The sequence below is a fragment of the Polaribacter sp. genome, from assembly GCF_049276715.1.
Taxonomy (GTDB): Bacteria; Bacteroidota; Bacteroidia; order Flavobacteriales; family Flavobacteriaceae; genus Polaribacter.
Genome location: NZ_JBASWY010000029.1, coordinates 33,858 through 54,475 on the forward strand (window position 1 = coordinate 33,858; position 20,618 = coordinate 54,475).

At 29.9% G+C, this 20,618-nt stretch carries 18 protein-coding genes; 14 read left to right on the plus strand and 4 right to left on the minus strand.

The features are described 5' to 3' along the window. Nucleotides 1-25: 25 nt before the first annotated feature. Nucleotides 26-1,111 (plus strand): glycine cleavage system aminomethyltransferase GcvT, encoded by a 1,086-nt coding sequence (gcvT, locus tag WAO74_RS08635; protein WP_422161249.1) that lies wholly within the window; start codon nt 26-28, stop codon nt 1,109-1,111. Between the two features lie 397 nt (nt 1,112-1,508). Further along, complete coding sequence (locus tag WAO74_RS08640) at nt 1,509-2,255, plus strand: glycoside hydrolase family 16 protein (protein WP_422161251.1); 747 nt, start codon at nt 1,509-1,511, stop codon at nt 2,253-2,255. Nucleotides 2,256-2,322: 67 nt separating this feature from the next. Here the strand turns inward: WAO74_RS08640 and ychF are convergent, their stop codons facing one another. Further along, nucleotides 2,323-3,414 (minus strand): redox-regulated ATPase YchF, encoded by a 1,092-nt coding sequence (gene ychF / locus WAO74_RS08645; protein WP_422161253.1) that lies wholly within the window; start codon nt 3,412-3,414, stop codon nt 2,323-2,325. Between the two features lie 115 nt (nt 3,415-3,529). Continuing rightward, on the minus strand, nt 3,530-3,880 hold the full coding sequence (locus tag WAO74_RS08650; RefSeq protein ID WP_422161255.1) for a 4Fe-4S dicluster domain-containing protein: 351 nt from the start codon (nt 3,878-3,880) through the stop codon (nt 3,530-3,532). 69 nt (nt 3,881-3,949) lie between these two features. Between WAO74_RS08650 and WAO74_RS08655 the strand changes: the two genes are divergently transcribed. From WAO74_RS08655 to WAO74_RS08690, 8 genes are all read left to right on the plus strand, one after another. Next, a complete protein-coding gene (locus WAO74_RS08655) occupies nt 3,950-5,011 on the plus strand; it encodes an acyl-CoA reductase (protein ID WP_422161257.1) in 1,062 nt (353 codons plus the stop codon). A gap of 80 nt (nt 5,012-5,091) precedes the next feature. Further along, nucleotides 5,092-6,153, plus strand: coding sequence for a 3-phosphoserine/phosphohydroxythreonine transaminase (serC, locus tag WAO74_RS08660; protein ID WP_422161259.1), 1,062 nt, complete (start codon nt 5,092-5,094; stop codon nt 6,151-6,153). A gap of 146 nt (nt 6,154-6,299) precedes the next feature. Further along, nucleotides 6,300-7,250, plus strand: a complete 951-nt coding sequence (locus WAO74_RS08665) for a D-2-hydroxyacid dehydrogenase (RefSeq protein WP_422161260.1) — start codon at nt 6,300-6,302, stop codon at nt 7,248-7,250. A gap of 44 nt (nt 7,251-7,294) precedes the next feature. Continuing rightward, nucleotides 7,295-8,530: a DUF1015 domain-containing protein gene (locus tag WAO74_RS08670; RefSeq protein WP_422161262.1), complete on the plus strand. Its 1,236-nt coding sequence runs from the start codon at nt 7,295-7,297 to the stop codon at nt 8,528-8,530. Nucleotides 8,531-8,586: 56 nt separating this feature from the next. Beyond that, nucleotides 8,587-9,246: a YggS family pyridoxal phosphate-dependent enzyme gene (locus tag WAO74_RS08675; protein WP_422161264.1), complete on the plus strand. Its 660-nt coding sequence runs from the start codon at nt 8,587-8,589 to the stop codon at nt 9,244-9,246. Between the two features lie 20 nt (nt 9,247-9,266). Then, entirely contained in the window at nt 9,267-10,346 is a 1,080-nt protein-coding gene (locus tag WAO74_RS08680; protein WP_422161266.1) for an exonuclease domain-containing protein, read from the plus strand. Between the two features lie 98 nt (nt 10,347-10,444). Then, complete coding sequence (locus WAO74_RS08685) at nt 10,445-11,887, plus strand: C1 family peptidase (RefSeq protein ID WP_422161268.1); 1,443 nt, start codon at nt 10,445-10,447, stop codon at nt 11,885-11,887. Nucleotides 11,888-11,897: 10 nt separating this feature from the next. Further along, nucleotides 11,898-15,308, plus strand: coding sequence for a caspase family protein (locus WAO74_RS08690; RefSeq protein WP_422161269.1), 3,411 nt, complete (start codon nt 11,898-11,900; stop codon nt 15,306-15,308). Between the two features lie 158 nt (nt 15,309-15,466). On the opposite strand, the gene WAO74_RS08695 is transcribed toward WAO74_RS08690, so the two are convergent. Both WAO74_RS08695 and recF read right to left on the minus strand, forming a co-directional pair. Beyond that, on the minus strand, nt 15,467-15,763 hold the full coding sequence (locus tag WAO74_RS08695) for a DUF721 domain-containing protein (RefSeq protein WP_422161271.1): 297 nt from the start codon (nt 15,761-15,763) through the stop codon (nt 15,467-15,469). A gap of 84 nt (nt 15,764-15,847) precedes the next feature. Then, nucleotides 15,848-16,927, minus strand: coding sequence for a DNA replication/repair protein RecF (recF, locus tag WAO74_RS08700; RefSeq protein ID WP_422161273.1), 1,080 nt, complete (start codon nt 16,925-16,927; stop codon nt 15,848-15,850). 115 nt (nt 16,928-17,042) lie between these two features. Between recF and WAO74_RS08705 the strand changes: the two genes are divergently transcribed. The 4 genes from WAO74_RS08705 (at nt 17,043) to mutL (ending at nt 20,616) form a co-directional block, all read left to right on the plus strand. Continuing rightward, nucleotides 17,043-17,807 (plus strand): tetratricopeptide repeat protein, encoded by a 765-nt coding sequence (locus WAO74_RS08705; protein ID WP_422161276.1) that lies wholly within the window; start codon nt 17,043-17,045, stop codon nt 17,805-17,807. A 70-nt stretch (nt 17,808-17,877) separates the two neighbouring features. Then, complete coding sequence (gene ribH, locus WAO74_RS08710) at nt 17,878-18,384, plus strand: 6,7-dimethyl-8-ribityllumazine synthase (protein ID WP_422161278.1); 507 nt, start codon at nt 17,878-17,880, stop codon at nt 18,382-18,384. Nucleotides 18,385-18,529: 145 nt separating this feature from the next. Further along, a complete protein-coding gene (locus WAO74_RS08715; RefSeq protein ID WP_422161279.1) occupies nt 18,530-18,805 on the plus strand; it encodes a riboflavin synthase subunit beta in 276 nt (91 codons plus the stop codon). Next, the gene (gene mutL / locus WAO74_RS08720; RefSeq protein WP_422161280.1) at nt 18,805-20,616 is read left to right on the plus strand and encodes a DNA mismatch repair endonuclease MutL; all 1,812 of its coding nucleotides are present in this window, start codon (nt 18,805-18,807) and stop codon (nt 20,614-20,616) included. Before WAO74_RS08715 ends, mutL begins: the two co-directional genes overlap by 1 nt. Nucleotides 20,617-20,618: the final 2 nt, after the last annotated feature.

Below are 20,618 nucleotides of genomic sequence, written 5' to 3' on the forward strand. Positions count from 1 at the left end.
AGCCAAAAATTAAAGAAATCTACAAATGAAAGACATCACATTAAAAGAAGTTCACGAAAAATTTGGCGCAAAAATGGTTCCTTTTGCTGGTTATAATATGCCTGTTTCTTATGAAAGTATTAATGTAGAGCACGAAACTGTAAGAAATGCTGTGGGTGTTTTTGATGTAAGTCATATGGGTGAATTTTTAGTTTCTGGCGAAAATGCCTTGGCATTAATTCAAAAAGTAACTTCCAATGATGCTTCTAAATTAGCCATTGGTGATGCACAATACAGCTGTTTTCCAAATGAAACTGGAGGAATTGTGGACGATTTAATTTGTTATAGAATTAAAGAACATCAATATTTATTGGTAGTAAATGCTTCTAATATAGAAAAAGATTGGAATTGGATTTCTAGCTACAACAAAGACTTTAATGCGGATTTAAAAGATTTGTCTGAAGATTATTCTTTGTTAGCAATTCAAGGTCCGAAGGCAGTGGAATCCATGCAATCTTTAACTTCAATAGACTTGGCAACAATTCCTTTTTACAAGTTTAAAATAGGCGATTTTGCTGGCATTGAGCATGTAATTATTTCTGCAACTGGTTACACTGGTTCTGGTGGATTTGAAATTTATTGTAAAAATAGCGAGGTTGAGCAAATTTGGAACAAAGTTTTTGAGGCTGGAGCTTCTTTTGGCATTAAACCTATTGGTTTAGCAGCCAGAGACACTTTGCGTTTAGAAATGGGTTATTGTTTGTATGGAAATGATATTGATGATACCACATCACCTATAGAAGCTGGTTTGGGTTGGATAACAAAATTTACAAAAGATTTTGTAAATGCTGAGGCTTTGGCAAAACAAAAAGAACAGAAACCAGAACGTAAGTTGGTAGCCTTTGAACTCGATGAAAAAGGAGTTCCAAGACATGGTTATGATATTGTAGATGGCCATGGAACTGTAATTGGAAATGTAACTTCTGGAACTATGAGTCCGAGTTTAGGCAAAGGAATTGGAATGGGATATGTACCTGCCATATTTGCGTCTTCAGGCACACAAATATACATTCAAGTTCGTAAAAACGCGATTTCTGCAACTGTAGTAAAATTGCCTTTTTACAAAGGATAATTTTCATATATAAATATACAGAACCTCACTTTTTGTGAAGTTTTTGTATTTATTACAAGCCCAAAAATTAGTAGGAATTGTTTGGGGAGTAACGTTCGTTTATTTACTTCGAAGTTTTACAAACTATTGCTTTTACTATATAAACCATATAAATGAAAATAAAAACTTTGAATTTATTGGTTTTAATACTGTTAATTTTAAAGTGATCATTTCTAAAATAAGACTATATAATTTTAAACATTATGAATAGAAATGACAAAGTTATTTCATTCATTAAAAAATTGGCTTGTGAATATTTTAGGATAGAAATAAAACGAATAGCAAAAAAAAGTAAACTCTAATTGTGGTTTTCAGAAGATAAACGTAATCTTGCAATCCAATAAAAGGCACTACATACATGCAACAAAAAAAATATACGTTAGTCTGGGAAGATCAATTTAACAATAATGAATTAGACCAAACAAAATGGAATAGACAAGTTGAAGCTGCAGGAAGATTTAATGAGGAATGGCAAAGATATACAGCTGATATTAAAAACTCTTACATAGAAAACAATCAATTAGTATTAAAAGCAATTCACGAAAGTGAAACTCATGGTTTAGATCAATACAGTTCTGCTCGTTTAAATACCGCTGGCAAATTTGATTTTACCTATGGTAAAATTGTAGCAAAAATGAAATTACCAAGTGCAAAAGCCATTTGGCCAGCTTTTTGGATGTTGGGTTCTAATATTGATGAAAATGGTGGTGATACACTTTGGCCAATGACTGGTGAAATTGATATTCTAGAACTTTGGGGTTCTGTGGATGCCAGTGTTGTGGAAGCAAACGTACATTATGCAGATGTTAAAGGCAAACACACTCAAATGGGTGCTATTGGTTATCATTTATCAAAAGGGACTTTTACCGAAGATTTTCATGAATTTGAATTGGAATGGACAAAAGAGGAAATGATTTGGAAAGTTGATGGCAACACATATCATACTCTAAACATCACCGATAAAAAATATTACGCTTTTCATAAAGACTTTTTCTTATTGGTAAATATTGCTGTTGGTGGCGAATTCGCTGGTTATCCAGATGATACAACTCCTTTTCCACAAGAAATGTTAGTAGATTGGATTAAAGTTTATCAACTAAACTAAAAAAATGTTCATAAAAAAAGCCTCTATATTTTGAATATTGAGGCTTTTTAATTTTATAAAATTACTTTTAAACGTTAAAGCGAAAGTGCATTACATCACCATCTTTAACTATATAATCCTTACCTTCTACTCTCATTTTACCAGCTTCTTTTACTTTGGCTTCTGTACCATAAGTAACATAATCTGTGTAGGAAATAGTTTCGGCTCTAATAAATCCCTTTTCAAAATCGGTATGAATTACACCAGCAGCTTGAGGAGCAGTTGCACCAATTGGTATGGTCCAAGCCCTAACTTCTTTTACACCTGCTGTAAAATACGTTTGTAAGTTTAGTAATTTATAAGCAGAACGAATTAAACGAGATACCCCAGCTTCTTCCAAGCCCATATCTGCCAAAAACATCTGTCTTTCTTCATAATCATCTAGTTCTGTAATATCTGCTTCTGTTCCCACAGCTAACACAATTACTTCTGCATCTTCATCTTTTACAGCTTCTTTTACTTGGTCTACATAGGCATTTCCAGAAACTGCCGAATTTTCATCAACATTGCACACATACAACACTGGTTTTGCAGTAATAAATTGTAAAGGATGAATAAATTCTAATTCTTTATCAGTAAATTTTATAGCTCTAATAGAAACTCCTTTTAGCAAAGTTTCTTCTACTTTTAGTAAAACAACCAATTCGTCTTGCGCTTCTTTATTACCAGTTTTTGCAGTTCTTTTAACTCTTTCTAAACGTTTTTGAACCGTTTCTAAATCTTTTAATTGCAACTCAATATCAATGGTTTCTTTATCTCTAACAGGGTTTACAGAATTATCAACATGAATAATATTATCATTATCAAAACAACGTAACACATGCAAAATAGCATCTGTTTCTCTAATATTTGCTAAAAACTGATTTCCTAATCCTTCACCTTTACTAGCTCCTTTTACCAAACCTGCAATATCCACAATCTCTACAGATGTTGGCACAACACGTTCTGGGTTAACCAATTCTTCTAACTTTTCTATACGCTTGTCTGGTACATTTACAACACCAATATTTGGCTCAATAGTACAAAATGGAAAGTTTGCACTTTGCGCTTTTGCATTTGATAAACAGTTAAACAAAGTTGATTTTCCTACGTTTGGTAATCCTACAATTCCAGCTTTCATTTTCTTAAATTTTGCGAGTGCAAATATAATTGTTTTTTAAGCATAAAAAATCCCAAATTTAACATTCAGGATTTTTTGTCTTTTTATCGATTTTATAGAATAAAATCTTTTTCTTTTATTTCTGATGCATAAATCGTTGTTTTTCTAACAACTCTTCTTCAGTTTCTACATTATTATCATCTGGCACACAACAATCTACAGGACAAACTGCAGCACATTGTGGCTCTTCATGGAAACCTTTACATTCTGTACATTTATCTGCAACAATGTAATAAATTTCATCAGAAACCGGTTCTTGATCTTCATCTGCGTTTACCGTTTTTCCATTTGGTAAAACTGCTTTTCCCTTTAAATCTGTTCCATCTGAATATTTCCAATCATCTGCACCTTCATAAATTGCTGTGTTTGGACATTCTGGTTCACAAGCGCCACAATTTATACATTCATCTGTTATTATAATTGCCATAATTTTATATTCTGTTTTTGTACATTTGCAGTTGCAAAAATAACCCCAAAATTATAGACAACCAAATAAATGATTAGTATTCAAAAGAGAATTATTGCATTTACAAAATTAGGCGACTTTTTAAGTCAATTTTCTATTGATGAAATAAAGAAAAAAGAAAACATTGAACATAATGATTTGTTTTTTGATGGATTTTTATATCAAATAAAATTAGCTGAAGAAAGAAATTCTTGGTTTACAAAAGATAATATTTTATTCTCTTTATGTAGTTGGTCTAAAGTTTTAAATAATAGCAACTTAGAATCACTTATAAATAGTGTTTCTTTAAATATAAATACATCAAAAAAAGTAGCCATTGTCATGGCTGGAAATATTCCTTTAGTAGGTTTTCATGATTTTTTATCCGTATTAATTTCTGGTCATACTGTTTTGGTAAAACAATCTTCTAATGATAAATATTTACTACCCTTTTTAGCTAAATATTTAGAATATGTAGAAGAGGGTTTTAAAGGGAAAATAATTTTTACAGAGGAAAAGTTGATCGATTTCGATGCTGTAATTGCAACAGGTAGCAATAATACTGCTCGTTATTTTGAATATTATTTTAAAAATAAGCCTAGTATAATTAGAAAAAGTAGAAATTCTGTGGCTGTAATTACTGGGAATGAAACTGAAGAAGATTTTCAGAAATTAGCAACCGATGTTTTTCAATATTTTGGATTAGGTTGTAGAAGTGTTTCTAAATTGTTTGTGCCTAAAGACTTTAATTTCGACGCTTTTTTTACAGGTATGTATGAAAAAAAAGACATGATTAACAATGCAAAATATGCTAATAATTACGATTATAACAAAGCAGTGTATTTAATGAGTTTGTTTGATTTGTTAGAAAACGGATTTTTAATGATTAAAGAAGATAAAAGTTACTCCTCTCCTATTGCCACTGTTTTTTATGAATATTATGACAATCCAATCGATTTAAAAATAAAATTACATCAAGATAGAGAAAAAATTCAATGCATTGTTGCCAAAGATTTTATAGAAAACGAAGTTGCTTTTGGGCAAACACAACATCCAAAATTAACAGATTTTGCTGATGGCATAAATACATTGGAATTTTTATCGAACATATAACTTGGTTTCAAGTTGATTGTTTTCGGTTATAAGTATTACTGATAAACTTTGAAACTTTGAAACTTTGAAACTTAAAAGAAATGAAAAAACATAATTTTAGTGCAGGCCCTTGCATACTGCCTCAAGAAGTGTTGCAAAAAGCGTCAGAAGCGATTATCAATTTTAATGATGATAATCTCTCTTTAATAGAAATATCACACAGAAGCAAACCTTTTGTAGCTGTTATGGACAAAGCACAGTCTTTAGCTTTAGAGCTTTTAGGTTTAGAAAATAAAGGATACAAAGCATTGTTTTTACAAGGTGGTGCAAGTATGGAATTTTTAATGGTTGCTTACAATTTATTAAATAAAAAAGCAGCTTATTTAAACACAGGTACTTGGTCTGACAAAGCCATGAAAGAAGCAAAAGCATTTGGTGAAATTGTAGAAGTTGCTTCATCAAAAGACAAGGGTTATAACTATATCCCAAAAGGATATTCTATTCCTAAAGATGCAGATTATTTTCATTGCACAAGTAACAATACAGTTGCTGGTACTCAAATAAAAACGTTCCCAGACACCAATGTTACTGTAGTTTGTGATATGAGTTCAGATATTTTTTCTAGGCAATTAGACTTCGAAAAATTCGATTTAATTTATGCTGGAGCTCAGAAAAACATGGGACCTGCAGGAACTACTTTAGTAATTATTAAAGAAGCTATTTTAGGTAAAGTAGCAAGGCATATACCTGCAATGCTAAATTATCAAACACATATAAATAGCGATAGTATGTACAATACACCTTCTGTTTTTGCTGTTTATGTTTCTATGCTCACTTTAGAATGGTTAAAAGATTTAGGTGGCATCCCTTTTATAGAAGAAGTGAATAATAAAAAGGCAAAATTGTTATATGATGAAATTGATAGAAATCCCCTTTTTAAAGGTGTTGTAGCCAAAGAAGACAGAAGTACCATGAACGCCACTTTTGTTTTGACAGACGAAAGTTTGAAAGAAAAATTTGATAGTATGTGCAAAGAAGCAGGAATTGTTGGCATCAATGGACATAGAAGTGTTGGTGGTTATAGAGCAAGTATGTACAATGCATTGCCACTTTATAGTGTGCAAGCTTTGGTAGATGTGATGAAAAGCTTAAGCCTATTCTAAACGCTCCAAAGGAAAGGAACTATTACTTTTGTGATAAAAATAACGTAGAAAAAATACTTTTTTAAATTGATGAAATTTAAAGAAAAAACAAAATTGAATAAATAATAAATAAAACTCCTTCCCTTTGGGAAGGTTGGGATGGGTTTATGAGAATATTAGCAAACGACGGAATTTCGAAAAGCGGAATTGAAACTTTAGAAAAAGTAGGTTTTGAAGTAATTACAGTAAAAGTTGCTCAAAATCAGTTAGAGAATTACATTAACGAACATAGTATTGATGCCCTTTTAGTAAGAAGTGCAACCCAAGTACAGCAAGAATTAATTGATGCTTGCCCTAGTTTAAAATTAATTGGAAGAGCTGGAGTTGGTATGGATAATATAGATGTAGAATATGCAATAGACAATGGTTTGCATGTAATTAATACTCCAAATGCATCTGCGAGTTCTGTTGCAGAACTGGTTTTTGCACATCTATTTGGAATGGTAAGATTCTTACATTCTTCGAACAGAGAAATGCCTTTAGAAGGTGATACGCGTTTTAACCAATTAAAAAAAGCATATTCACAAGGTACAGAGTTAAGAGGAAAAACATTGGGAATTATTGGCTTTGGTGCAATAGGACAAGAAGTTGCAAAAATTGCCTTGGGTGTTGGCATGAAAGTTCTTGCCACAGACAATGAGGTTGAAAGTGCGCCAATTTCTATCGAATTTTTCAATGGACAAAAAATTACCTTTCAGATAGATACCATCGAAAAAGACCAATTATTAAAAGAAGCCGATTTTATCACTTTACACACACCAGCTCAAGAAAAGTATATTATTACTTCATCAGAAATTAAGAAAATGAAAGATGGAGTTGGAATTATTAATACTGCAAGAGGTGGAATTTTAAACGAAGTTGACTTGGTAAATGCCATTGAAGAAGGAAAAATTAAGTATGCAGCTTTAGATGTTTTTGAAACAGAACCAACACCTGCTGTGCAGTTATTAATGAATCCAGAAATTTCTTTAACTCCACATATTGGAGCATCAACTACAGAAGCACAAGAAAGAATTGGGCTAGAATTGGCAAATCAAATTATACATTTATTAAAATAATTTTTGTTCTTCATCAACAAAAAAAATAAGATTAAAAACAAAAAATGGCAATTGTAAAACCTTTTAAAGCAGTAAGACCTAACAGAGATAAAGTGGCTTTGGTATCTTCTAAATCTTACGAAGCATATACTCCTGCTGAATTAGGTGCCAAATTAGACTTTAATCCGTATACATTTTTACATGTTATAAATCCAGATTATAAATATCTTCAAGAAATTTCTGCAGAACAACGTTTTCAATTAGTTCGCAATCGTTATTTAAGTTTTAAAGAGCAAAATATTTTTATTAAAGATAAAATGCCTGCTTTTTACATTTATGAAACTGTGAAAGAAAATACTTCTTTTTGCGGAATTATTGCAGCTACAAGTATAGAGGATTATGATACTGATGTAATTAAAAAACACGAAGGCGTTATTAAAAGAAGAGTTTTACTTTTCGAAAATTATTTAAAAACCACCGGTTTTAATGCAGAACCAGTTTTGTTAACTTTTAAAGATGATGAAACCCTGGCTGAAATTATTGATCACAAAAAACAAGAAAGACCAGAATACGAATTTTCTACAACCGATAAAAAATTGCATAAACTTTGGTTGGTAATCGATGATTCTACGATTGATAAAATAACCAAAACTTTTCAAAAAATAGAAGCTTTTTACATTGCAGATGGCCATCATAGATCTGCTTCTTCAGTACTTCTAGCAAAAGATTTGGCGAAAAAAAATAAAGAGAATAATGGTTTGGAGGATTATAACTTTTTTATGAGTTATTTAATTCCTGAATCGCAATTACAAATTTCTGAATTTAATAGGTTTGTAAAAGATTTAAATGGTTTGTCTTTGGAAGGTTTTCTGCAAAAAATAAGCACTCATTTTATCATTGAAAATCGTAGACAACAGATATATGTTCCCTCAGAAAAACATCATTTTAGCATGTATTTAAATGGCGAATTTTATTCGCTTTATTTAAAAAAAGACAACTATAAATTTACAAATGCTTTAAGTAAGTTAGATGCAGAAATTTTATTCAAGTTAATTTTAAATCCTATTTTAGGTATAAAAGATTTAACTAATAACGATAGAACTGGTTATTCTGACACAAAAACAGATATTCTCTCTATTAAAACATTAGTGGATAAAAATTTGTATAAAGTAGGTTTTGGCTTGTTACCAACAACCGTAAATGAATTAAAAGAAATTGCAAATGCAAATTTAAAAATGCCCCCAAAAACTACTTATATTCAGCCAAAATTAAGAAGTGGTTTAACCATGTATGAATTTTAACAAAAGTTTGTCTTTTTGAAATTGTTAGGAGTTTTAAAAAACAATAGTTTAGAGTTATGATTAAAGAAAACCTTGAAAAAATAAAAGTTACTTTGCCAGAAAATGTAACCTTGGTTGCAGTTTCTAAAACCAAACCTATTGCTGATTTACAAGAAGCATATAATGCTGGTCAGCGAATTTTTGGTGAGAATAAAATTCAGGAAATGGCCGAAAAACATGAAGCTTTACCCAAAGATATTCAATGGCACATGATTGGTCATTTACAAAGCAATAAAGTAAAATATATGGCTCATTTTGTGAATTTAATTCACGGAATTGATAAATTTAGCACCTTAAAAGAAATAAATAAACAAGCAAAAAAACACAATAAAGTAATAAATTGCTTGTTACAAGCAAGAATAGCTGAAGAAGAAACAAAATTTGGTTTATCGTTTGTTGATATCGAAGCTATTTTATCATCAAAAGAAATGGCAGAATTACAGAATATTAAAATAATAGGATTGATGGGAATGGCTACTTTTACTGATGACAAAAATCAATTGACAAAAGAATTCTCATCACTTAAAATTTTTTTTGATAAATTAAAAACTAAAAATTCAGAATTAAAAACTTTATCAATGGGCATGAGTGGAGACTATGAATTGGCAATCGAAAATGGAAGTACGATGATTCGAGTTGGAAGTTCTATATTTGGCCATCGAAATTATAATCAATAAATCCCTCAAAAAAAGAAAAATTGTACGCTATTTTAGACATAGAAACTACTGGAGGTAAGTTTAACGAAGAAGGAATTACTGAAATTGCCATTTATAAATTTGATGGCTATGAAGTTGTAGATCAATTTATTAGTCTTGTAAACCCTGAAAAACCTATTCAAGAATTTGTTGTAAAACTAACTGGTATTAACAACAAAATGTTACGAAATGCACCAAAATTTTACGAGGTTGCAAAACGAATTGTAGAAATTACGAAAGACTGTATAATTGTTGCGCACAATAGTGCTTTCGATTACAGAATTCTGAGAACAGAATTTGAAAGATTAGGTTTCGATTTCGAAAGAAATACTTTGTGTACTGTAGAATTAAGTCAGCAACTCATAGAAAATTTACCATCTTACAGTTTAGGAAAACTCACAAAAACTCTTGGAATCCCTATAGTTGATAGACACAGAGCAAATGGAGATGCTTTAGCAACAGTGCAACTATTTAAACTTTTATTAGAAAAAGATTCCAAAAAAAGCATTATTCAAAGTTCTATAAAATATTTTGATAAAAGACTCGAAAAAGAAAAATTACAGAACTTAATTGAATCGATTCCTTCGGTTTCTGGTATTTTTTATATTCATGATTTAAATGGAAAGGTGATATATTTAGGTAGAGGAAAAAATATAAAAAACGAGATTAATGGCCTTTTCTTAAAAAGCACGAGACGTGCCGTAAAAATTCAAGATAGAGCTGAAACTGTTTCTTTTGATAGAACTGGTAGCGAATTATTTACGCGATTAAAATATTATTTAGAGTTAGAAAGTTTATCTCCAAAATTTAACTTTAAGAAGAAATTTAAAATTACCAAAGAAAACTTTAATAATGACAATTTTATTATTGTGGATAAAGGAAGAGAAGCCGAAGAAAAAGCAATTATTTTAGTAGAAAATAATCAAGTTTATGGTTTTGGTTACACAGATTTGTCCTATCAACAAAACGACCTTTCTGTGTTAAAATCGATTTTAACCATTGTTCCTAACAAAGAAATATCTAAAACGGTTATAAAAAACTATTTAAATAAAAGCAAAGTTCAAAAAATAGAGCGATTGTAAAAAGCCATCTTTTTAATATTTTTAAAATACGTCATTTGACGTATTTTTTTTTTATATCTTAGTTTTGATATTTGTAAGGTAACACTAAAACATTCAAAATGAAAAAATTAACGCTACTCATTTTTGGTTTATTCTTAACAAACATTTTCTCTCAAGATAATTTTGGAACAGGTTTAAAATTCGATGAAAATCTGTATGAGTCTATCACCCAAACTGTACCTTTAGTAACTAGAAGTTTTACGGCTTTGCCAAAATCTTTTAGTATTAAGGGTTATGCTCCTACCCCACAAAGTCAAGGTCAGCAAGGTTCTTGCGTTGGCTGGGCAAGTGCTTATGGCGCAAGAACTATAGCTTATGCCATAAAAAATAACTGGAACTACAACACTGCTAAAATCAATCAAAATACATTTTCGCCTGCATATGTATATAATCAAATTAAAGTTAATGATCAATGTCAGGGTGCATATATAGAAAATGCAATGAAATTGATGAATACCTATGGAGCTGCAAAATTATTAGATTTTCCTTACACAGATAAATCTTGCACTTCTATACCAAATTCTTTTACAACATCAAAAGCAAAAGAAAATACTATTTTAACTTACGAAAGATTGGCAAGATGGACAAATCCTGACAATTTAGTAGGTAAAGTTAAAAAAGCAATTTCTAGCAAACAACCAGTTGTAATTGGTTTGTTTCAATATGATAAACTAATTGTTGATAGCCAAAATGTATGGATTCCGAATTCTGGAACTCATGGACATGCTATGGTTGTTGTTGGTTATGATGATAACAAAGCTGGAGGTGCTTTTGAAATTATGAATTCTTGGGGATCAAATTGGGGCCAAAATGGTTTCTTTTGGATAAAATATGCCGATTTTGAAAGACAAATAAAAACAGCATATGTTCTAATTGACAAAGAAGATAAAGAGGAAATAAAGATTGATACTAATAATAACAACCTTTATACTTCCAATAAATTAGGAGGTGAATTAACATTAAAATTAAGCAATGGAAACAATATGCCCATTAGTTTGGCTGAAGGAGCTACAAGAAATTTTAATATTGTAAAGGCGACAAAAACGACTTACAAAGTAAATAATACCTACAGCTCTGGAACGCAATTTAGAATCTATTTAAAAAGCAAGCAGAAAGGTTATGTGTATTTAATTGGTTATGGTTCTTCAGATAAATCTGTGAATAAATTATATCCTTTCGATAATTTTAGCGATTATTTCAGCTACACAAATAGCGAAATTGCATTACCAAATGAAGACTATTTTATAGAATTTGATAACAACCCTGGAAGAGATATTCTTTGCGTTTTATACAGCAAAGAAAAACTAAATATCGATGATATTGTAAATAAGGCAAAATATGGTTCTGGAGATTTTGTTTCGAGAGTAAAAGACGCTTTATCTTACAATATGTTTAAAGGTACAGACATAACTTTTAGCAAAGAAAACATAGCTTTTGATGCAACTTCTACAAACCCATCAGCAAAAGTGGTACCTATTTTTATAGAAATGAACCATCAATAAAAATTAGATTATGAATATTTTAAAAAACATTACTTTTCTTTTATTATTCATTCAATTCTCAACATTTTCTCAAAACTATGTTTTCGAAGAAAATTTTGATGGAACTACTTCTTGGCCTGAAGGGAATAACGAAATAAGAGAATTAAAAATTTACAATGGAAGATATTATTTCGATCATAAAGAAATGGATAACAATTGGCAAGTTAGCTCGCCAACTTCCAGATTAAATACCACAGAAGATTTTGAGATTGAAACATCTATTCAGAAAATTTCGGGTACAGACAATTCTGCAATTTCTTTTTTGTTCGATTATAAAGACGCACAGAATTACAGAGAATTTGGCTTTTCTACCAATGGTTACTATCGTATTTCAGAGTCTATAAATGGCAATTATTCAACCATACAAGCCTGGACAAAATCAGATAAGGTAAAAACAGGAAACTATGGTGTTAATGTTCTAAAAGTTCGAAAAAAAGGAAATACAGTTACTTTTTTAGTAAATGACGATTTTCTTTACAGCATGGATTATCGAGTTTTTCTAGGCGATAAATATGCAATTACGCTTTATAAAAATCAAAAAATTTCTATAGATTATATTAGAGCACAGCAATTATCATCTTCGAATAACAACAATTTAATTACTACAAATAAAACGATTCTTTTTGAAGGTTTTAATAATAATGATAACAATTGGGCAATGAAAAACTCTCCAGAAGTAAGTTTTGAAATGAGAAGTGGTGATTATGTTTTAGACCATAAAAGAGACAAAGGAGGTTGGAATTCTACAATTGAGAAAAAAATTGACACACAAAGAGATTTCTCTATAATTGGGCAATTCAAAAAAATTAGCGGAATTAACAATAATGGTTTTGGGTTACTTTTTGGTAGAGAAAACAACGATAACCAACACGAATTTTTTATTACCTCTGGAGGTTCTTTTAAAATAAAAGAGGTTGCAAATGGAAAAGCTAACTATTTAAAAAATTGGACAAAATCCAGCTATATCCAAACAGGTAATAATGCAATTAATTACTTAAATGTAACAAAAGAAGGCAACACTTTAAAGTATTACATTAACAGTAATTTAGTACACACCAGTTATTCCTTTAAATTTTATGGAGATAGAACTGGCTTTATTGTTTATGATAGACAAAGAATTAGTGTTGGCTATTTAAGCATTATGTATTCAGATAATAACACAAACAATATAAACATTAACAACAATAATAACAATTTAGATGTTATTTTATCTGATGATTTTTATTCGAATATAAATAATTGGAGTACTTCAAATAATGAAACTGTAAATTTTTCCTTTTCGAACGGAAATTATAATTTAGAACACAAAATAGATGAAAAAGGATGGTTAACACATATTGACAAATATTTTGATACCTCCAAAGATTTTGAAATTGAAACAAAATTCGAACATATTTTTGGAAACACAAATGCACCTTATGGAATTCTTTGGGGTAAAAAGGACACCAACTATTTTCAGTTTTTAATTACTGCTACAGGTTATTATAAAATAAATAGAGTTGTAAATAATAAAAGTGAAGATATTGTAAAATGGGTAAAATCTGCTACAATAAACGAAGGTAGTGGAAAAAGTAACATTGTTAAAATAGAAAAAGATGGCGATTTTTATAAATTCTATATCAATAATACCTACATCACCAAAATAGATTTTGAACCCTTTTATGGCACTGGAATTGGTTATGGTGTTTATTACAAACAAAAAATTTCAGTAGACTATTTAACAATTAAAAATGTAAAAACAAACAATTACAAACCAATTGTTAACACCAAAACGCTTACTGCACCTTTATACGATAGTTTCGACTCGAATATAAATGATTGGAATTTAGAAGATGCAACCAATTATTCTGTAGACATGAGTAATGGTCAATTGATTCTAGCCAGAAAAACAAAAGGCGGAATTTTTATTAGCAGAGATTTAGATATAGATACCAATAAAGATTTTATTTTAGAAACTGCCATCAGCGAAAAAAACACCTCAGATGGAATGTATGGTTTTACTTTTGGAAGAAAAAATTCTGCAAACGAATTTACCTTTCTTTTGTCTGGTAATGGAAGTTACAAATATAGAAAGTTTGAAAACGATACGTATTCAGAGATTATTCCTCTAACATCTTCATCAGCAATAAAAACAGGAGAAAACCAAGCTAACAAAATAAAAATTGTAAAATCTGGAAAACTACTCAGATTTTATATTAACGATCAATATGTAAACGAAACAGCCTTCGAAAACTTTTTCGGAAACAAAATTGGCTACACTATTTATTTTGATAGAAAAATTGCTGCAGATTATTTAGACGTTAAATACCAAACCATTAGCTATAACGATCCTCCTACTGTAGTTATTACAGAACCAACTGTAGAGCAAGAAAGAGGTTTTAAAATTGTTGAAGCAAAAAGAATTTTGGTGAAGGGTAGAGCCACAGATGCAGATGGTATTTTTGAAATAACCGTAAATGGTATAGAAGCAAATGTTTCTAGTGATGGAACTTTCACAGCAAATGTGCCTCTAAAATATGGTAAAAACGATTTAATTGTAAAAGCAACCGATTTAAAACAAGCTTCATCAACAAAAACGTTTGTAATAAAACGCTCTTCTCCAAATATCGATAAAGAAGATTTTACAGAAAATACTATTGAAGAAAAAATAGATATTGGCTTTGGAAAATATTACGCCTTAATTATTGGCGTAAGTAAATATACAGATACAACCATTGCAGATTTGCAAGACGAACCTACAAAAGATGCACAATCTTTAGCAGATGTTTTAACAGCCAAATACAGTTTTGCTAAAGAAAATGTAACTGTGCTTAAAAACCCAACAGAAAATGAAATTAATAGAGAATTCATTAAACTAAGCAGAACAGTTGGTGCAAATGATAACTTAGTTATTTTTTATGCAGGTCATGGAAATTACGATAAAGTGAGTGAAAAAGGCTATTGGATGCCATCGAACGCAAATATGGAATTCGAAGAAAACATCATTTTAAACACCAGTATTGTAACCTATATTAAAGCCATACCTTCTAAACATACCTTACTTATTTCTGATGCTTGTTTTAGTGGAAGTATTTTAACCAGAACCCGAAGTTATGAAAAAGCTTCGAACGCAGTAAAAGCTAAATATGCCTTACCAAGTAGAAAAGCAATAACAAGTGGTGCTTTGGAAACAGTGCCAAACAAAAGTGTTTTTATGGAATACTTGATAAAAAGATTAAATAATAATACAGATCTTTATCTTTCTGCAGGTCAGTTATTTAATATGATAGAAGACCCAGTAATAAACAATCCTGTTGGCGATAAAATTCAAAGACCAATTTACGCACCCATTAGCAGAACTGGTGATGAAGGTGGAGATTTTATTTTTATAAAAAGAAACTAAATCAATTTAATTTTTTATACAATTTCAGCTCTTGATTCATATATTTGAATTAAGAGCTTTTAATTTACACTCTTGATGGGAAAGTGTCAAATAAACCCAAAAAAAACTTAATAAAATTATTATAACACCAGTAATTTTAGTTAAAGATTTGAACACAATTACACCAACATCAATTTAGAAATAACTTCACTACCCAGTTCTTCATTCATCATTTTTATAATTTTCTCTTTGCCATAACTCAATTCCTCTCTTAAAACAGAAGAAGATAATTGTATCACTAAAGTTTTGTTTTGCAATTTTATAGAGGTTGTATGGGTTGCAACTCCTGGTCCCATCATTTTTATCCAAGTTTCTTCCACTTTAATTTTTTGCATTCCCTTACTCAAGTTATTTTCTTTAATGAAACTGTTCATTAAATCTTGAATTGAAAAAGAATCGTTTTCTCTTTTAGACATTATTGTTCGCTTTTAGCTTTTGGCTATTTGTCTTTTGCCAGTTTTTATTCTGTTTATTTTTCTTAAAAATTTAAACTACTAAAACTATAACTTAAAAATTTGATACGGTTTGTTGCTTTGTTTTACAATTTTCTCTGTTCTTTCAGAATGTGTATCTGTTATAAATATTTGCCCAAATTCGTCATTATTTACCAAATCTATAATTTGTGAAACTCTATTTTCATCTAACTTATCAAAAATATCATCTAGCAATAATATAGGTGTTACGTTTGATTGTTGTTTGATAAAATCGAACTGAGCCAATTTTAAAGCAATTAAATACGATTTTTGCTGACCTTGAGAACCAAATTTTTTAATAGGGTACTCTCCTATTTCAAAACTCAAATCATCTTTATGAATGCCTGAACTTGTATATTGTAAAATTTTATCTTTCTCTAAAGATTTTTTTAAAACTTCAGTCATTGAAAAATCATGCAATTGACTTTTATAAACCAAATTCACAACCTCTTTATCTCCAGAAATTATTTGATATTTATCATTAAAAATTGGAATAAATTGCTCTAAAAAAGTTTTTCTTACCTCATAAATTTTAGCTCCAAAATTTTCTAATTGCTCATTGTAAACACTTAAGTTTAAAGTATCGAAGGTTCTATTTGCAGCAAAATATTTTAATAACGCGTTTCTTTGAGAAACTACTTTATTGTAAGAAATTAAATCTTGTAAATAACTTTTATTTTGCTGAGAAATAACACCATCAATAAATTTTCTACGAGTATCACTGCCTTCTGTAACCAAATCTCTATCAGCAGGAGAAATAATTACCAAAGGAATTTGACCTATATGTTCTGAAAACTTATCGTAATTTTTGCCATTTCTTTTTAAAACTTTTTTCTGACCTTTTTTTAAACTACAAACAATGGTTTCTTTTCTATCATTTAAAAGGTATTCTCCTTCAATCATAAAAAAACCTTCTCCATGTTTTATATTTTGCACAGCCACAGAATTAAAGTAACTTTTGGCAAAAGACAAATAGTAAATAGCATCTAAAATATTCGTTTTTCCTACGCCATTATTACCCACAAAACAGTTTATTTTCTGATGAAAATCAAAAGTTTGTGAACTAATATTCTTAAAGTTTACAAGAGAAATTTTTTCTAAATACACGTAATAAAATCAATATTAAAAAGAATGTGCAAATTATCGAAAATTTTGCAAAATAACCCCTTTTAAAATCCAATTAAAAAAACTATTTTTGTCGCCACTAATTTTTTAAGAAAATATGGCAACATACAAGAAGAAATACAAAGCAGAAGGTAAAAAAGAAGCAAATCAAATAGACGAATCTGAATTCGAAACTGCTGGTGTTTTAAATACTTTAGATGAAACTGCATCTAGATCTGAGCAATGGATAGAAAAAAATAGCAAACCATTATTTTACACTTTAGTGGGTATTGTAGTTGTTTTTATAGCATATATGGGTTATAACAAATACATTGTTGAGCCAAATGAAGTAGAAGCTTCTAACGAACTTGCTTTTCCAAGAAAATATTTTGATGAAGCTGCAACTGCTGGTTCTGGTATAGATTCTTTATTAGTTTTAGGCTTAGAAGGAGCAGATGGTAAATATGGTTTTATTGATATCGCAGATTCTTACAGTAATACTGATGCAGGAAATTTAGCGAATTATTATGCAGGAATTTCTTATTTGCAAATGAAACAATATGAAAAAGCAATTGATTATTTAGGCAAATTTAAATCTGATAATGCTACTTTAAATGCTGTTGCATTAGGTGCAATTGGTGATGCCTTTTCTGATATTAACCAACAAGAGGATGCTTTAGAATATTATGAGAAAGCTGCGAATGAAAAAGCAAATGAGTATACAACTCCTTTATTTTTATACAAAGCAGGAAATACTGCATTATCGTTAAAAAAATATGATAAGGCAGAATCTTTATTCACAAAAATTAAAGAAGAATATCCAACTTCAGACCAAGGGACTGATATTGATAAATTTATAAATGCTGCAAAATATGCAAATTAGTTATTGGTTGTTGGTTTATAGTTTTTAGTTACAATCCAACAACCAAAAGCTAAGAACTAAAAACCAAAACATGGCAACAACAGATTTATCTTACTATGATAAAGCAACAATCCCAAATGCGAAAAATTTTCGATTTGGGATTGTTGTTTCTGAATGGAATCCAGAGATTACTCAAAACCTAAAAAAAGGAGCTCTTGATGCTTTATTAGATTGTGGAGCGACCAAAGAGAATATTATTTCTTGGGATGTTCCTGGAAGTTTCGAATTGGTTTATGGATGTAAAAAAATGATTCAATCGCAAAAAGTTGATGCTATTATTGCCATTGGAAATGTAATACAAGGAGAAACAAAACATTTCGATTTTGTTTGTGAAGGTGTTACTCAAGGCATTATAGATTTGAATGTAAAATTCGATATTCCTGTAATTTTCTGCGTGTTAACAGATAATACCAAACAGCAATCTTTAGACAGATCTGGAGGTAAATTAGGCAACAAAGGCATAGAATGTGCAGTGGCTGCTGTTAAAATGGCAGCAATTAAAAATTTTGGTAGAACTTCGGAAAGTATTGGTTTCTAATACTTTTACAATCAGCTATTTTTAAGAATACTTTTAACATCATTTCTTGATGTATTCCCTTTTATTCTTTAAATTTGAGCAGCTTTTAAATTGGTACAATAATTGATTTTTACAAATAATTATGTAACCAATTATTTTCGAAACTATGGGATTTTTAAAAAGAACGAACAAAAAATTTGATTATCAACCTCGATATTATAAAGGAGAAGGAAGTCCTTTTAAGATTGAGCATAAGTTAGATAAGTTTAGAAAAACAGCTGGAAAAAACAAAGGTTTAAAATCTAAATTTACAGAGGCTATTGGGGAACTAAAAAGTGGTGATAAAGGTGTTAACAAAACTATTATGTACATTATTATTATTCTCGTTCTCGTTTTTTTATACATCATAGATTTTGATGTATCAATCTTCTATTCAAAATAATGTCAGACATCATTCAACTTTTACCAGATCATGTAGCAAACCAAATTGCTGCAGGAGAAGTAGTACAAAGACCTGCTTCTGTGGTGAAGGAATTGCTCGAAAATGCTATTGATGCTAGTGCTACAAGTATAAAATTATTACTAAAAGATGCAGGTAAAACCTTAATTCAGGTTATTGATGATGGCAAAGGAATGAGTGCCACAGACGCTAGAATGTGTTTTGAAAGACATGCTACATCAAAAATTAAAAAAGCAGAAGATTTATTTAATTTGTGTACCAAAGGTTTTAGAGGCGAAGCTCTAGCCTCAATTGCAGCAATTGCTCATGTTGAATTAAAAACAAAGCAAGAAGATGAAGATGTTGGAACCAGCATTAAAATTGAAGGCAGTAAAGTAATTTCTCAAGATTTTATTTCTACCTCAAAAGGTACAAGTATCGCTGTAAAAAATTTGTTTTACAACATCCCTGCAAGAAGAAATTTTCTAAAATCAGATACAGTAGAAACCAGACATATTATAGATGAATTTCAAAGAGTAGCTTTGGCACATCCAACAATTGCTTTTTTGTTACATCATAATAACAACGAGGTCTATCACTTAAAAAGCAGCAATTTAAGACAACGAATTGTAGCTGTTTTTGGGACAAAAATGAATGAAAAATTAGTTCCAATTGATGAAAAAACAGACATTGTAAACATTCATGGTTTTGTTGCAAAGCCAGAATTCTCTAAGCGAAAACGTGGGGAACAATTTTTCTTTGTAAACGATCGATTTATAAAAAGTGCCTATTTAAATCACGCAGTAATTAGTGCTTTCGATGGCTTGCTAGAACAAGGCTCACATCCCTCCTACTTTTTATATTTAAATGTTCCAACAAATACGATTGATATTAACATTCATCCCACAAAAACAGAAATAAAGTTTGATAACGAAAAGGCTTTATATGCCATGTTAAGAGCAACTGTAAAACACAGTTTAGGGCAATACAATGTGGCACCTGTTTTAGATTTTAATAGAGATTCTAATTTAGACACACCTTATCATTTTAATACAAATTCGATAAAAACAAGTTCTCCAAAAATTACAGTAGATCCTGATTTTAATCCTTTTAAAGAAGTTGAACAAAAGGAAATTCGCTTTCCATATAAAAGAGAACAAACCACTCAAAGTTGGGAATCTTTGTATACATCTACAAGTAATTCTGATGAAAATCAGGAAGAATTATTTAGTAGCCAACAAGAAACTAAAACTCAAAAAACCTTTCAAATTCAGCGTAAATATGTAATGAGTTTGATAAAATCTGGAGTGGTTTTAATTCATCAATCAATGGCACATCAACGTATTTTATATGAAGAGTTTTTAGAAAGTATTACTGTAAAAGAAGCCAACAGTCAACAATTGTTATTTCCTGTAAAAATATCGTTTTCATCACAAGAAATTGAAATGATTTATACCATAAAATCTGAACTAGAAAATGCAGGTTTTTCTTTTGATGAGTTTACGAAAGACAGTGTAACCATAAAAGGAATCCCTGTTTCTGTTACAGAAAGTAAAATTACTATTATTCTAGAAGAACTTTTAAATGATATGAATTTGGAAGTGCCAGATGCAAGTTTTAGTCATTTTGATGTTATGGCTAAATCTTTCGCAAAAACATTATGCATAAAAACTGGAACACAACTTTCTGAAAAAGAGCAAGAAAGTTTGGTAAATAATTTATTTTCTTGCAAAGAACCTAGTATTTCTCCTTTTGGAAAAGCAACGTTTAAAACCTTAACCTTAAACGAGATTGATAATTTATTTAATAGTTAAAA

What these genes read in the sequence shown, in the direction of transcription:
- gcvT (WP_422161249.1), top strand. Translation starts at nt 26, where the DNA reads ATGAAAGACATCACATTAAAAGAAGTTCACGAAAAATTTGGCGCAAAA.
- WAO74_RS08640 (WP_422161251.1), top strand. Translation starts at nt 1,509, where the DNA reads ATGCAACAAAAAAAATATACGTTAGTCTGGGAAGATCAATTTAACAAT.
- ychF (WP_422161253.1), bottom strand. Translation starts at nt 3,414, where the DNA reads ATGAAAGCTGGAATTGTAGGATTACCAAACGTAGGAAAATCAACTTTG.
- WAO74_RS08650 (WP_422161255.1), bottom strand. Translation starts at nt 3,880, where the DNA reads ATGGCAATTATAATAACAGATGAATGTATAAATTGTGGCGCTTGTGAA.
- WAO74_RS08655 (WP_422161257.1), top strand. Translation starts at nt 3,950, where the DNA reads ATGATTAGTATTCAAAAGAGAATTATTGCATTTACAAAATTAGGCGAC.
- serC (WP_422161259.1), top strand. Translation starts at nt 5,092, where the DNA reads ATGAAAAAACATAATTTTAGTGCAGGCCCTTGCATACTGCCTCAAGAA.
- WAO74_RS08665 (WP_422161260.1), top strand. Translation starts at nt 6,300, where the DNA reads ATGAGAATATTAGCAAACGACGGAATTTCGAAAAGCGGAATTGAAACT.
- WAO74_RS08670 (WP_422161262.1), top strand. Translation starts at nt 7,295, where the DNA reads ATGGCAATTGTAAAACCTTTTAAAGCAGTAAGACCTAACAGAGATAAA.
- WAO74_RS08675 (WP_422161264.1), top strand. Translation starts at nt 8,587, where the DNA reads ATGATTAAAGAAAACCTTGAAAAAATAAAAGTTACTTTGCCAGAAAAT.
- WAO74_RS08685 (WP_422161268.1), top strand. Translation starts at nt 10,445, where the DNA reads ATGAAAAAATTAACGCTACTCATTTTTGGTTTATTCTTAACAAACATT.
- WAO74_RS08690 (WP_422161269.1), top strand. Translation starts at nt 11,898, where the DNA reads ATGAATATTTTAAAAAACATTACTTTTCTTTTATTATTCATTCAATTC.
- WAO74_RS08695 (WP_422161271.1), bottom strand. Translation starts at nt 15,763, where the DNA reads ATGTCTAAAAGAGAAAACGATTCTTTTTCAATTCAAGATTTAATGAAC.
- WAO74_RS08705 (WP_422161276.1), top strand. Translation starts at nt 17,043, where the DNA reads ATGGCAACATACAAGAAGAAATACAAAGCAGAAGGTAAAAAAGAAGCA.
- ribH (WP_422161278.1), top strand. Translation starts at nt 17,878, where the DNA reads ATGGCAACAACAGATTTATCTTACTATGATAAAGCAACAATCCCAAAT.
- WAO74_RS08715 (WP_422161279.1), top strand. Translation starts at nt 18,530, where the DNA reads ATGGGATTTTTAAAAAGAACGAACAAAAAATTTGATTATCAACCTCGA.
- mutL (WP_422161280.1), top strand. Translation starts at nt 18,805, where the DNA reads ATGTCAGACATCATTCAACTTTTACCAGATCATGTAGCAAACCAAATT.